The 12,906-nt window shown below is 47.4% G+C and carries 10 protein-coding genes and 4 tRNA genes; 3 read left to right on the forward strand and 11 right to left on the reverse strand.

The genetic code is table 11. The features are described from left to right. Positions 1 to 353 precede the first annotated feature (353 nt). The gene (locus ACO6UX_RS16445) at positions 354 to 911 is read left to right on the forward strand and encodes a hypoxanthine-guanine phosphoribosyltransferase (RefSeq protein WP_422449406.1); all 558 of its coding nucleotides are present in this window, start codon (positions 354 to 356) and stop codon (positions 909 to 911) included. A gap of 74 nt (positions 912 to 985) precedes the next feature. On the opposite strand, the gene ACO6UX_RS16450 is transcribed toward ACO6UX_RS16445, so the two are convergent. Together ACO6UX_RS16450 and ACO6UX_RS16455 are read right to left on the reverse strand one after the other, a co-directional pair. Beyond that, positions 986 to 2,440 carry a coiled-coil domain-containing protein gene (locus ACO6UX_RS16450; protein ID WP_422449408.1) on the reverse strand — a complete coding sequence of 485 codons (1,455 nt, stop codon included), beginning with the start codon at positions 2,438 to 2,440 and terminating at the stop codon, positions 986 to 988. A gap of 53 nt (positions 2,441 to 2,493) precedes the next feature. Next, positions 2,494 to 3,786 carry a hypothetical protein gene (locus tag ACO6UX_RS16455; protein ID WP_422449410.1) on the reverse strand — a complete coding sequence of 431 codons (1,293 nt, stop codon included), beginning with the start codon at positions 3,784 to 3,786 and terminating at the stop codon, positions 2,494 to 2,496. Positions 3,787 to 4,140: 354 nt separating this feature from the next. Between ACO6UX_RS16455 and ACO6UX_RS16460 the strand changes: the two genes are divergently transcribed. Then, entirely contained in the window at positions 4,141 to 4,431 is a 291-nt protein-coding gene (locus tag ACO6UX_RS16460; RefSeq protein ID WP_422449412.1) for a PA4642 family protein, read from the forward strand. 41 nt (positions 4,432 to 4,472) lie between these two features. Here the strand turns inward: ACO6UX_RS16460 and brnQ are convergent, their stop codons facing one another. The 3 genes from brnQ to ACO6UX_RS16475 form a co-directional block, all read right to left on the reverse strand. After that, positions 4,473 to 5,804, reverse strand: coding sequence for a branched-chain amino acid transport system II carrier protein (gene brnQ, locus ACO6UX_RS16465; protein ID WP_422449414.1), 1,332 nt, complete (start codon positions 5,802 to 5,804; stop codon positions 4,473 to 4,475). A 292-nt stretch (positions 5,805 to 6,096) separates the two neighbouring features. Beyond that, on the reverse strand, positions 6,097 to 7,563 hold the full coding sequence (cls, locus tag ACO6UX_RS16470) for a cardiolipin synthase (protein WP_422449416.1): 1,467 nt from the start codon (positions 7,561 to 7,563) through the stop codon (positions 6,097 to 6,099). 244 nt (positions 7,564 to 7,807) lie between these two features. Beyond that, positions 7,808 to 8,584, reverse strand: a complete 777-nt coding sequence (locus tag ACO6UX_RS16475; protein WP_422449418.1) for a TSUP family transporter — start codon at positions 8,582 to 8,584, stop codon at positions 7,808 to 7,810. Between the two features lie 467 nt (positions 8,585 to 9,051). Between ACO6UX_RS16475 and ACO6UX_RS16480 the strand changes: the two genes are divergently transcribed. After that, on the forward strand, positions 9,052 to 9,531 hold the full coding sequence (locus ACO6UX_RS16480) for an Lrp/AsnC family transcriptional regulator (RefSeq protein WP_422449574.1): 480 nt from the start codon (positions 9,052 to 9,054) through the stop codon (positions 9,529 to 9,531). A 60-nt stretch (positions 9,532 to 9,591) separates the two neighbouring features. Here ACO6UX_RS16480 and ACO6UX_RS16485 read toward each other — a convergent pair. The 6 genes from ACO6UX_RS16485 to ACO6UX_RS16510 form a co-directional block, all read right to left on the reverse strand. Then, positions 9,592 to 9,666, reverse strand: a tRNA-Gln gene (locus ACO6UX_RS16485). 31 nt (positions 9,667 to 9,697) lie between these two features. Then, positions 9,698 to 9,774, reverse strand: a tRNA-Met gene (locus ACO6UX_RS16490). Between the two features lie 117 nt (positions 9,775 to 9,891). Further along, positions 9,892 to 9,966: transfer RNA gene (locus tag ACO6UX_RS16495), tRNA-Gln, on the reverse strand. A 103-nt stretch (positions 9,967 to 10,069) separates the two neighbouring features. Next, a tRNA-Met gene (locus tag ACO6UX_RS16500) sits at positions 10,070 to 10,146 on the reverse strand. A 169-nt stretch (positions 10,147 to 10,315) separates the two neighbouring features. Then, positions 10,316 to 11,407, reverse strand: a complete 1,092-nt coding sequence (gene ychF / locus ACO6UX_RS16505) for a redox-regulated ATPase YchF (protein WP_422449420.1) — start codon at positions 11,405 to 11,407, stop codon at positions 10,316 to 10,318. Positions 11,408 to 11,553: 146 nt separating this feature from the next. Then, entirely contained in the window at positions 11,554 to 12,816 is a 1,263-nt protein-coding gene (locus ACO6UX_RS16510; protein WP_422449422.1) for an aromatic amino acid transport family protein, read from the reverse strand. Positions 12,817 to 12,906: the final 90 nt, after the last annotated feature.

Raw genomic sequence — 12,906 nt, forward strand, 5'->3', positions numbered from 1 at the left:
AAAATGAATGGCTGAGATAGAAAACGTTTCTGAGTAAGCACTCATTGAGAGAATGATCGTGCAACAGCTTTCAACGCCTAAACCTTCTTATTCTCCCACAGGATGTCCGCACTGCCCATAGGTTTTTACAACCGCAACAATCGTGTAGTTTTCTCTTGCCCATTGACGACAACAACGGTATTTTTTCCTGCTTTGCTTTTCGTGAAAACTGTTTCCAGCTCTCCACAGGAGAGTAAAAATGGTTTTTTAATCAAAAATGGACTGCCGCTCGCCAGGGTGTCCGACACCTGTACTGCATGAGTTGACTCACTGGCGTGACCGGCCGCCAATCAAACGATCAGGGTTTGCACAACATGTCTGTTGATCTCGACCATATCCGGCAAGTGATGGATGAAGCCGACTGTCTCTATAACGAGAAGCAGATTGAAGATGCCATCGCCACCATGGGACGCAACATTACCCACCAGCTGGCGGATAGCAACCCGCTGGTATTCTGCGTAATGAATGGAGGCCTGGTGATTACCGGCAAACTGCTGACGCACATGCAGTTCCCCCTGGAAGCCTCCTACGTGCATGCAACCCGTTACCGGGACCAGTTGACCGGTGGCGGCCTGGAGTGGAAAGTTCGCCCAACCCAGACCATCAAAAATCGTACCGTCCTGATCATCGACGATATTCTGGATGAAGGACATACTCTCGACGCAATTATCGATTTTTGTAAGGAAGAAGGTGCAGCCAGCGTTCTGACTGCGGTTCTGGTGGATAAAAAGCATGACCGTAAAGCCCGCCCCGGCCTGAAGGCTGACTTTACCGGCCTGGAAATCGAAGATCGCTATATTTTTGGCTACGGTCTGGACTATCAGGGTTACTGGCGTAATGCCAATGGCATTTATGCCCTGAAAGGTCATTGAAATCCTGCAATTTCTTAGAAAAAAAGCCTCCGGTCCGGAGGCTTTTTGATTTGGGTTAATCCATTTCGCCAGTGTTATGCTTCAGGATTATTTTCCTGGTCATTTTGTGGTTGGGCAGTGTCTTTCTTTTTAAATCCAGAGCCACTGAACATTTTGGTTACCGTCTGGTTTTGAGCCTTGATATCCTGGTCATACAATTTGCTCATCTCCGAAGTTTTATCATCGTATTGGTTTTCGATTTTCTTTCGTGCTTTTTGTAATGCTGTCATCTCTTTCTTTTTCTCAGCTTGCAGAGTTTTTAAGTCTTTCATAACCTGTATTTGATCATCCTGATTTTTTTTCAGGGCATATTGCAGATTTTCAAGCTTTTTCTGTTCAGCTCCAAGTTCTGAGAGAAGCTCTGTTTTACCCACGTTGATTTTTTTAATGTTTTCAGCAGTTGTAATTTTGGGTGCAAACTCAGGCAGCTTGACCTCAGATTCCTCAACAAACATTAACGACATTTCGTAACCTTGTAGTTTTTGTTGTTTCTCGGCAATGACAGTTTGAATCTCACCAATGCGGGTTTGGTTTTCTTTTATTTGATTACTCAGTTTATTAGCTTCAGAAATTTTATTATCAATTTTTTTATTTATTGTCTCAGTGTATTCGACTTCAGCTTTTTTCAAGTCTGAAATGGCTTCATCTTTCATTTTCTTACTATGAAGGGCCAGAGTCTCTTTGAAGTCATCAGCTCTCTCATTAATAAGCCCCTTATGTTCTTTTTTAAAATTATTTGCCTGCTTAGCCAAAGATGACTTCAATTCATTACGTTCTTTTTCAATATTAGAAACTTGATGCACATTCCTGCTGAACAGATCGTAAGCCTCACTATCCATGAAAATATTTGCAAGTTTTCTCACAGCATTTTTACGCACTCTCTCTGAACCACTTTTCAAAGCCACCAATTGAGGCTCCCCATCCTCAGTGGCCGGCGGTAAAACAATCACTGATCCGTTACGTAAAGAGGTCAAATCCCCATCAACAATCGACAATATAGTTTTGTACTTTTCTCTGAATTGATCATTTTGCATTTTTAACTCGTTAAGATCCTCTTTCTTCTGACCGAGCGTCTTCAAATCTGTATTAAATTTCTGAATCTCTTCCGCCAATATTTGCTTTTTGTCATTACTGTGAGTAGCTTTTAAAGCTTTTTGAGCCTGAGCTGGGGAAATTTCTCCCCAATTCTGATTTTTCACCATCCTCTTGCCTTTGCCCATCACCAAATGCTTTATTCCTTTAACAGGACGGCAGTTACTGAGCCACTGACGAAAATCTTTAAAGGCAACCTTTACAGGCCTGATGCTTTTAGGAAGCTCTTCAAACTTACCCGCAGAAACCTGGATACCGACAAACTCTTCTGGATTAATCTCCTGAATAGTAACCTGCTTCCCATTCAGAAACCCTACTTCTGGGTTAACAATATCTGCTTTTATAGCAAAAGGTAGTTTTTGAATTTGATCAACCCGGTTGTTACTTATAGCGGTCATTTTTATGACTCCTTCCTTTCCATGGTTTAAGAATATTTTTTTTCGATAAAAGATTATTTTTTCCGAAGATTTCTACCTAATTGCTGTTTAAGCATATTCTGTTCAGCTTCCATTTCTCTCTTGTCAGCTTTCTCCTGTTGTTTTAATTCTTTACCTTTTTGCAAGCTATCCACTTCTTTCATCTTAGTATCAAGCTCTGCTTTTTTCTCCTTCATCTCACCGGGTATTGCTTCCAACCTGGCACTACCATTTTCAATAATCTTTTGCGCTTTCTCAATACTATTCACCGTAGCAGTGAATGCTGTCGGTATTCCCTCACGCTCTTTTGGGATCATACTGAGCAGACTCAGTTGTTTTTTCAAGTCTGACAGAAGCTTCTTATGCTCAGCAACGGACTCCTGTGTTTGTTGCTTCTCTGCTTTCAGTGCTCTGATTTCAGTCTGCAACTGGTCAACCTTATCGTCCAGCTTGATACGCTGCTGAGTCAACGTATCCTGTAATTCAGATAGCCTGGTATTTCTACCCTTGCCCTGTTCCAGAGTATGCTGTTGCTCCTTAAAATGTTTGAGAATTTCTTTACCACTATCTTTTATTGAAGATTTCAACTGCTTCTGCTCAGATCTCAGCTTTTGTATTTCTGAATCAAGCCGTTCCATTCGATCAGACAAACCTGAATTTTCAACCTGCTTAATCACCATATTGACCAGATCTTTCCGAGCATCAGGATCCGTTGATGCAATTATCACAGGATCAGCGTCCTCAATAGGAATTGGGAGAGATATTCTCTTTTTGCTATGGATCACGCCATCAGGATTTTCACATACCTTAATGGTATCTTTGTAGAGCTGCTTGAGCTTATCCAGTTCTGTTTGCTTATCAACCTCCTGTTTCTCAGCACTCTCAAGTTGATCAATTCTGTCATTGTGTGCTTGAGCTTCAAGCTTCAACTGGTCAGAGCCGCCCTTTATTGATTCTTCTGGAATTTTTTCCCAGTTTTCATGCTTGACGGCTTTTTTGATACCATTGAATGAACTTTTTAATTTTTCGCTAACGCTGGTTTTAAACTGCTTCAGTTTCTTAAATACTTTTTCCCGAACGGATACCGTATCTTTTTCAGCGGCTATCCCAATTTTTCTCCGCTCAAGGGGTATCTTTTTGGGTCCGGATACACCTGGTTCCTGGTCTGATAACTTAAGACCCGGTGTTGATAAAACCTTTACTGCCGTAATGGTAACCGTACCCTTAGGACCAAATGTAATGGTACATTCATTCCCCTCTTGAAGAAGACTTTTGATCGTGTCCAGTTGTTGTAAACTAAGCGAACCTGTATTAGATGCCCTTTCCATAATGGCCCTCAAACATTCCTTTGATCACTCAATCAATTGTAGCTGCGCAAGAAAACTTTAATAACAAAGCCAATAGTGATTTCAGAAAACAGGCAACCGGACAGTGATTCCCGGTAAAATAAACTCTTTGTCAAAATCATGTCGCCTTATAGGCCGCTTTTCCGGCAATGGATTATCTGAGCCTGTCTAAATCCCACTGCAAACATTTACTTTTATTCTTTTTATGCTTAACGTAATCTCAAAATATCCTATTGAGGTTATATATCTTTGTTTTCGACTCAGTAAAATATCCATCTGCTTATAGATTTCGCCCAGACAAACCCTACCCATAAAACACTGGACAGTGAGTCAGCCATGAAGAAAGACAAACAGAAAGTCATTGGAGAGGAATTAAGTGATGAGCGCCTGAAAGCGCTGCTGACACTGCAGCCAGCCGCTGGCAGCAGTCGAGACTATCACATTCTGTTAAGAGCCTACCGCTACCTTCGTGCGGATGATTTTGCCCGTTTTATCCCATTTTATCTGGAAGCCGGCCTGAATCTGGACGCCCGGGACAGCGCAGGGAAAACTCTGGCTGAAACCATCACACAACATCACCACGGTCAACCGTATCTCAAAGCTCTTACTGACCCGGTCAGGCATTAAACATCAGAGGCTGCCCGATACAATGGGCAGCCTGATACCTGTTACCCCTGAACAGGCCTGGCGTCCTGCGAGGAACGAACTGACGTGATCATCGCAAAAATACCACCCAGAATACCTGGTAACAACCAGACCAGACCCTCTGTCTGCAAAGGCAAATACGCAAGCACTGCGTAAGCTGGCTCAATGAAAGCCAGGCCAGCGGCGTGCAGACCTTCTACAAGACTGATCAGACCCACTGGAATTAGTACAAACGCCATTACCCGCTCAGGTTTCGCCAGCCACGATTGCAACAGTGTCACCACAATCAAAGCAATCGCGACAGGATAGATAATCAGCAACGCTGGAATGGTAACCTGCAATAATGTATTCAATCCAACATTGGCAATCAGTGCGCTGGCCAGGGCGCAGAGAATCACCCAGGTGCGATAATTAAATGCCGGAAATACCCGGGAAAAATATTCACCACAGGCACTGAGCAAACCAATCGCAGTGGTCAAACAGGCCAGAATAACTGTGATAGCCAGTACCACCTTCCCCCAGGACCCAAACACCGCGTCGATGAACAGGCTGATAATCTCTGCGCCATTTTGCGGAGCACCCACCAGCTGATGACTGGTAGCACCAATGTAACCCAATACCAGATACACCAGTGACAGACCGACAGAAGCGATCAAGCCTGCAATAAAGGTATAGCGCGCAACCTGCCGTGTATCCGTAACCCCCTTATTTTGAATAGCATTGATGATAACCACGCCAAATACCAGTGCCCCCAGGGTATCCATGGTCTGGTAACCCTCACGGAAACCATTAAAGAAGCCCTGACTGATCATGGACTCGGTGGCAGCACCAGCTTCTCCCTGGGGAAAAAGCAAAGCACCAACGGCAATAATCACCAGAACACCCATCAGTAGCGGAGTGATCACTTTGCCTACCGTCTCAACCAACCTGCCCGGAAACAGTGCCAGATACAGCGCAACAGCAAAAAACGTTATGGAAAACAGCGCCAGCGAAACCGCACCGGACTCAGCAATAAACGGCAGAAGACCCAGCTCATAAGAAACAACAGCGGTCCTGGGCGCGGCAAACAAAGGACCGATAGCCAGAAACAGAACAACTGCAAAGGTTAAGGCGATTTTTGCCGGGAAAATGGTAGTCAGCTTTTCCAGACCACCACCGACACGAGCACAGGCAAGCACACCCAGCAACGGCAGGCCTACTCCAGTGAGCAGAAATCCAAGCATCGCAATCATCAGCTCAGTGCCCGCCATATGCCCCAGAAATGGAGGAAAGATAATATTTCCTGCGCCCAGAAAGAGCGCAAAGGTCATCAGGCCCGTGGCCATAATATCTGTGGCTTTTAAAGTCTGCGACAAAACCTGTCCCCTGTACCCACTCTCTCTGGCAAACGACCGGTCAGCCATACCAGAACGGCAAACCCTGTAACCAGAAAGAATAGTGTTGGAAGTGAGCATGGAGAGGCGAAATAAAGGCCTCCCGAGAGGCCTCTTTATTTCATACATGAGGCTCTAGCTATATCAGTGCTTTCACCTAAAAATAACAAAAAAGCAGGATTTATTGCGTTTTAATCAATAATAAAGAAGAAATCCCTTAAGTAAGCATCAAACCTCAGCAGTAATCACTATTAACGTTATTCCCAGCGCCCAATCACAGCAGCGGACTTAATAGCTGCAGCGTATTTTCCAGCAGTTTCCGTCGAAAGGGTCTTTTTGACCAACGGTTGATATCCACCTCACCCGCCTGATTCATATAGGACTGGAGCACATGAAATATCTGCTGGCCAAAGCCATCATCATAAACAATCAACGTCACTTCATAATTCAGCCAGACACTGCGCATATCCAGGTTTACGGTACCAAACAGCGCTGTTTCACGGTCCACCAGAACACACTTGGTGTGCAGCAACCCCCCTCTGAACTGCTGAATAGTCACGCCAGCCTGCAGCAACTCCTGATAATAGGAGCGACTGGCATGATGAACCATTCTCGAGTCATTTTTCTCTGGCACCAGCAACTGGACATCCACACCACGCATTGCTGCTGACTTCAAGGCCGTCAGCAAAGACTCATCGGGCACAAAATACGGTGTACTGATCAGGAGTTCCTGACGACTTTCGTAAATAGCCGTCAGCAGAACCTGCTGCAGCATTTCCCGGTCCACATCAGGTCCGGACGGCAGAACGTGTACAAATGCACCGTCCCGGCCACGATGCTCAGCCGAAGGGTACTCATACTGCCGGTTGAACGAGGGGTGCCCCTGCCCGGTTTCCAGTGCCTTATCCCACTGCACGATGGCTCCGAGCACATGGGCAGCAACACCATCAATCCTGACCATGGCATCCACCCACTGTCCGACCTGAGCATCCTGCTTAAACAGGGATGGATCTACCAGGTTAAAACTGCCGGTCCAGGCCACCTGATCATCAACCACCAGAATCTTCCGATGGTTACGAATATCCATACGCTCCACCAGCATGCGCAGAGGGCCGGCTGACATGGATGCGGTAACACTGATCCCTTCAAGGCGAAAACGACGCGCCCATACTCCATTCAAAAAATCCCGACTGCCGACATTATCCAGCACAACCAGACAATCAACCCCTCGCCTGGAAGCGCGGATAACCGCTTCCGCCACCTCTTCAGCCCGACCGACCGGCTCCCATATATAGAACTCAATCAAGAGACTTTGCCGGGCATTTTCTATATCACGCAGCAGAGGTTCGATAATGTTTTCAAAATCTGAAAAGAGCTGCAGGTGGTTACCCGGCAGCAAAGGAATACTCATGCTTTTTTCTGCCAATGAGAAAATGCCATGATGACTGGTCACCGGACAGCGGGATGGCTCACCACCTGAGATAATCCGGGCCAGGTGCTGATACCACTGGGCATAATCCGGATAAAGTGTGCGCATGCGTTTTAAACGACCAATGCCCAGGCGGGGCGAACCCAATAACAGATACAGCACAAACCCTGCCACCGGCAACGCGAACAGCAACACCAGCCAGGCCAGAGAAACCCCCACAGGCCTTCGGGTCATAATCACTACAACCGCAAAAGCAATAATGGCACTTAAATAGGCAGCGCCAAACAGCCAGCTATACCAGGTTGTTTCCATGCACTAAAGTTCCGAAATTAAACCAGCTGAATTACCCAAATGTCCGGCTGATCTGGCTAGAAGTACTCTGTTGAGGTGTTCGCCATTGCTCCGGCTATAAACCAGCCGCCAAGACTATTGTCTTTCTAACCAGTCACCGGGAATAACGGGGTTTGCAAACTCAGCTGGCATTACCCACAAAGCTGCCCGGTAGCGGGCAGCCTCGACAGATAAAAAGGGACAATGGTTTCAAACAAGATGCCTTTCACTGGAGCAAATGTCCATAATTACCCCAAAGAAGTTTGGCCGTCATAGCCAGAGACACGCAGACAATCATGGGACGGATCAATGCCTCGCCGCGGCTAAGTACCACATATGAGCCAAGTCTGGCACCAATAACCTGGCCCACTATCATGACCAGACCAACCGCCCAGACCGCATGCCCACCAATAATGAAAAACAGCAAAGAGGCCAAATTGCTGGTGCAATTCAAAACTTTGGTATGAGCGGTGGCACTGGTGATGGAATACCCCAGCAAGCCTGCAAACGCCATGGTAAAAAACGAACCGGTACCCGGCCCAAAGAAGCCATCATAAAAACCGATCAGCAACGCCACGGTAAACGCAAACACCGGCACAGAGATCAACTGTCGTGACTGGTCACAGCTCAGTCGTGGAGAAAACAGAAAGTAAAGGACAATACCGATCAGCAGGAAGGGAATGGCCTGTTCCAAAACCCCGGCATCAATCCTCTGCACCAGCAGCGTCCCCATCATGCTGCCAATAAAGGTCATCACTATTGGCAGACGTATCTCCCGCAGGTTAACCGCACCTTTGGAAATAAAGTAAACACTGGCAGACAGCGTACCAGCGGCCCCCTGAAGCTTATTGGTTGCCAGCGCCTGAACCGGTGAAAGCCCGGCAGCCAGAAGCGCGGGCATTGATATCAGCCCCCCACCACCCGCAATGGAATCAACAAATCCAGCCACCGAGGCAACAGTAAAAAGGAAAAGCACAAGATCCAGAGTAATGGTTGCGTCCAAGGTCAATCCTTGCAGATAAAGGTTGATAATTTATGGAAGCGTAATAATAGAACGTCCAGCAAAAAATATTCAGATAAAGTTCACCCCGCAGCAAACGGAATCTACTTACTTTTCGATTACCGGGTTATTAAAAACCCGTAAAAAAATATTCGTACCAATAGCAAAAACCGCTGATTATCTCCCCAGATAATCAGCGGTTGGTAATCTCGCTTGAGCTCATAACACCTGGCCTGCTAATACGCTCTCCGTCATTGAACCTTGTGAGTTCCTCTGACCAGCATTCCTGATTGGGAATACTTTTTCATCTCAGGCTTGTGGCCGGGATGGCTGAAGGTCACTTTTGGCGACACTCTTTATTACGGGATAATTATAGAAAAAACGGCGTGGCAAAAGATTGCGAATTGGTGGATAAAACCCAAAAACAGCGCAATAATATTCCAAAGACTTAATAATTATTAAAAGAAAATATCATGAAACTCGATCGTTACGATATCCGGATACTTCAAGCGCTGCAACAGAATGCCCATATCAGCAATCAGGATCTGGCCGATCTGATTGGACTGACGCCATCCCCATGCCTGCGCAGGGTCAGGCAGCTGGAGGAGTCAGGATTAATAACCGCCAGAGTAACACTGCTCAACCCACAGAAGCTGGGACTAAGCCTTACCGTTCTGATTCATATCAGTATGGATAGACACACCCCGGAGCGATTTGAACACTTTGAAGAAACCATCAACAGTTATGACGAAGTGATTGAGTGCCTGTTGATTACCGGGCAATCGGCAGACTATATGGTCAAGGTGATGGTGCCGGACATGAATTACTATCAGGATTTTCTGCTAAACAAGATCACAAAAATTACTGGCGTCACCGGCGTACATTCCAGCTTTGTACTCCGCCAGCCGGTTCATAAGACCGCTTTACCCCTGAACCATCTCAAGCCTTAACGGCCTGATTAAAAACAGAGGCACAAAAAAACCTTCCTGATATCTCAGGAAGGTTCTGTATGGCTGGGGTGGAGGGATTCGAACCCCCGCATGTCAGGATCAAAACCTGATGCCTTACCGCTTGGCGACACCCCAATAGATTATGCAGGATGCATATTCGAACTAGTGGTAGCTAGGGGCAGATTCGAACTGCCGACCCCAGCATTATGAGTGCTGTGCTCTAACCAACTGAGCTACCTAGCCACTGAATCGGGCCGCTATTGTCGTGATTCAGAATGCTCATGTCAAGAAACATGCCATTCTTTATCTCTACAGCTGTTACAACGACTGTTACAACAACTGCCACAGCAACAGGATAAATGGCTGGGGTGGAGGGATTCGAACCCCCGCATGTCAGGATCAAAACCTGATGCCTTACCGCTTGGCGACACCCCAGCAAATTAGCGAATTGTTATCTCTTCGCTCACAAAGGCCTTTCGATGCTACTATACGAAAACTCGTTTTAGCAACCATCATAAATCTTGCAGAAAAGATTAGATGGTAGCTAGGGGCAGATTCGAACTGCCGACCCCAGCATTATGAGTGCTGTGCTCTAACCAACTGAGCTACCTAGCCGCCGAAAGATGGTGCGCACTTTAGTGATTTCACCTGAGCCTGTCAAGCAAAAAGCCTATAAGCAACGCAGATTCATAACACGACGACAGGCAAATACCCGACGCACTGGCACAACGAAAAAAGGCACGCTTTCGCGTGCCTTCTTCCGTCGTTTTTTTTTCAGCCAGGTTCAAACATTAAACAGGAAGTGCATAACATCACCATCCTGAACAATATACGCTTTGCCTTCTACGCGCAGACGGCCAGCTTCCTTGGCACCCTGCTCACCATTGTATTTAATGAAATCATCATAGCCGGTGACTTCCGCACGAATAAAACCACGCTCAAAGTCTGTATGAATAACACCGGCAGCCTGCGGCGCAGTGGCACCCACCTTCACCGTCCAGGCCCTGACCTCTTTCACCCCTGCGGTAAAGTAGGTTTGCAGACCCAGCAGTTCATAACCGGCGCGGATAACACGATCCAGGCCAGGCTCTTCCATGCCAAGATCCGCAAGAAACTCTGCTCGCTCGTCATCATCCAGTTCGGCGATTTCCGATTCCAGCTTGTTGCAGATTGGGACCACCACGGCTCCTTCCCGGGCAGCGATTTCCCGAACGGTGTCCAGGTAGTCGTTATCCTCAAAACCACCCTCATCCACATTGGCAATATACATGGTGGGTTTGATGGTCAGCAGGTGGAATAAACGAACAAGCTTCCGCTCATCATCACTCATATCCAGAGAGCGAACCGGATTACCAGCTTCCAGATGCGGAATGATTTTTTCCAGCACCCCCTTCTGGGCTACGGAATCCTTATCACCACCTTTGGCAGAACGGGCAACACGCTGCAGCTGTTTTTCGCAGCTTTCCAGATCCGCCAGCACCAGTTCCATATTGATGATTTCAATATCTGCACGGGGATCAATCTTGTTGGCCACGTGAATAACATTGTCATTGGCAAAGCAGCGAACCACATGGGCAATTGCATCCGTCTCACGGATATTCGCCAGAAACTTGTTACCAAGGCCTTCCCCTTTGGAAGCGCCTTCAACAAGACCCGCGATGTCCACGAACTCCATGGTGGTCGGCAACACTCGCTGAGGTTTAACGATTGCCGCCAGCTTATCCAGACGGGGGTCTGGCATGGCGACAACACCGGCATTGGGCTCAATGGTGCAGAACGGGAAGTTTTCTGCATCAATACCCGCCTTGGTTAAGGCATTAAATAGCGTTGATTTACCAACGTTTGGCAATCCAACGATGCCACATTTGAAACCCATAGCGCTTCTGCTCGCTCCTGAAGATAGTTAATGGGGGCGAATTATAAAGACTGGGGGAAAAAATTTCAGAAATTTTATGTCGGCAGATAAAAAAACGCCCAGAGAAATACTCTCCAGGCGCTCAATCCAATCACATCAAACAGGCATCAGCCAAACTTTGGCAGAACCCCCATCAAATCGAGCCCCGCCAGCACCATAGCCACAATGCCAAAGAGGAAAATCAGTGCCATTCTCACGGTCCCGCCCGGCACCTGATAGCCACCCTCACCCCGTTGACGGCCAACCCAGGCCATCACTACCGGAGAGAGAATACAGAAAACAACCAGCACCAGCCCGGCGAAGCCAATGGCAGTAATAAAACCATTGGGCAGGAATACCCCCAACAGGGTTGGCGGTATAAACGTGATGGCAGCTGTTTTTAAGCGACCCACAAAGCTGCTGTCGAAACCGAACAGGTCTGCGATGTAATCAAACAGACACAGGGCAACGCCCAGGAATGAGCTGGCCACCGCCATATTGGCAAACCACTGCAACACATTGGATACATTTACATTAAGACCAGACCCGGAAAGTGCACCCAGCATATCGCCAATATTGCCTCCGGCAGCAATAATGGCCGGGAACGCCTCACGGGGCAGATTGCCAAAGAAACTGAACTGCCACAGAGCATAAAACGCCAGGGCCAGCAACGAGCCGGTCAAAAGGGCAAATCTTACCTGTTTGCCATCCTTATTGAGATAGCGGGTGATGCTGGGTACAGCGGTCTGCATACCGAAACTGACAGTCAGAAAGCCCAACGCTCCGAAAGAGAACGGAGACACCTCGGCAAACGACAGGCCCGGCATCAGATTATCAGAGGACGCATTACCCAGTAAGCCACTGATACTCCACAGAAAGGTGATCACCATTCCACCAATCAGCACCGTACTGACCCGGTCAACGGCACGGGTTCCGATCATTACGATAGCAGAAAGCACCAGGGCAAAAACAAAGCTGGCCATAGGTGGAGAAAGAGAAACACCATCCACGGCTTCCAGGGAATAAGTAATAATGGAACTGCCGCCCGAGATGTAAGCGTAAGTCAGGATGTAACAGAGAAAGGCAACAGAAGCACCGTTAACAATACGACCAAAAGAACCAATGGTGCCCTCGGCAATAGAGTCAAAACTCGCCCCCAAAGGAAAGCGCAGATTAGCTTCCAGCAGGTAGAGTGATGCGCTGTACATGCAATACCAGGTAAAGACCATCAGCAGCATTGAGTAACCAAACCAGAGACCGCTGGTGGCTACTGGCAGTGAAAACATCCCGGCACCAATCGCGGTTCCGGCTACGATCACCGTTCCCCCAAGAACCGAACCCTGCTTTCCGGCAGCGCCCGCAGAACTTTCCGTTATAACTGCTTCAGACATTCTTATTCCTACTGCTATGGGTCTATTTGCTTATCCAGCTCAGGGCTGTTTCCGGCTCAGGGCTGTTTCCGGCTCAGGGCTGTTTCCGGC

Origin of the sequence: Endozoicomonas sp. ALB091 (genome assembly GCF_049310265.1) — a bacterium.
GTDB lineage: Bacteria > Pseudomonadota > Gammaproteobacteria > Pseudomonadales > Endozoicomonadaceae > Endozoicomonas.

Coding starts and splice junctions, on each gene's coding strand:
- ACO6UX_RS16460 (WP_422449412.1), top strand. CDS start 4,141: ATGAAGAAAGACAAACAGAAAGTCATTGGAGAGGAATTAAGTGATGAG.
- cls (WP_422449416.1), bottom strand. CDS start 7,563: ATGGAAACAACCTGGTATAGCTGGCTGTTTGGCGCTGCCTATTTAAGT.
- ACO6UX_RS16510 (WP_422449422.1), bottom strand. CDS start 12,816: ATGTCTGAAGCAGTTATAACGGAAAGTTCTGCGGGCGCTGCCGGAAAG.
- ACO6UX_RS16445 (WP_422449406.1), top strand. CDS start 354: ATGTCTGTTGATCTCGACCATATCCGGCAAGTGATGGATGAAGCCGAC.
- ychF (WP_422449420.1), bottom strand. CDS start 11,407: ATGGGTTTCAAATGTGGCATCGTTGGATTGCCAAACGTTGGTAAATCA.
- ACO6UX_RS16455 (WP_422449410.1), bottom strand. CDS start 3,786: ATGGAAAGGGCATCTAATACAGGTTCGCTTAGTTTACAACAACTGGAC.
- ACO6UX_RS16450 (WP_422449408.1), bottom strand. CDS start 2,440: ATGACCGCTATAAGTAACAACCGGGTTGATCAAATTCAAAAACTACCT.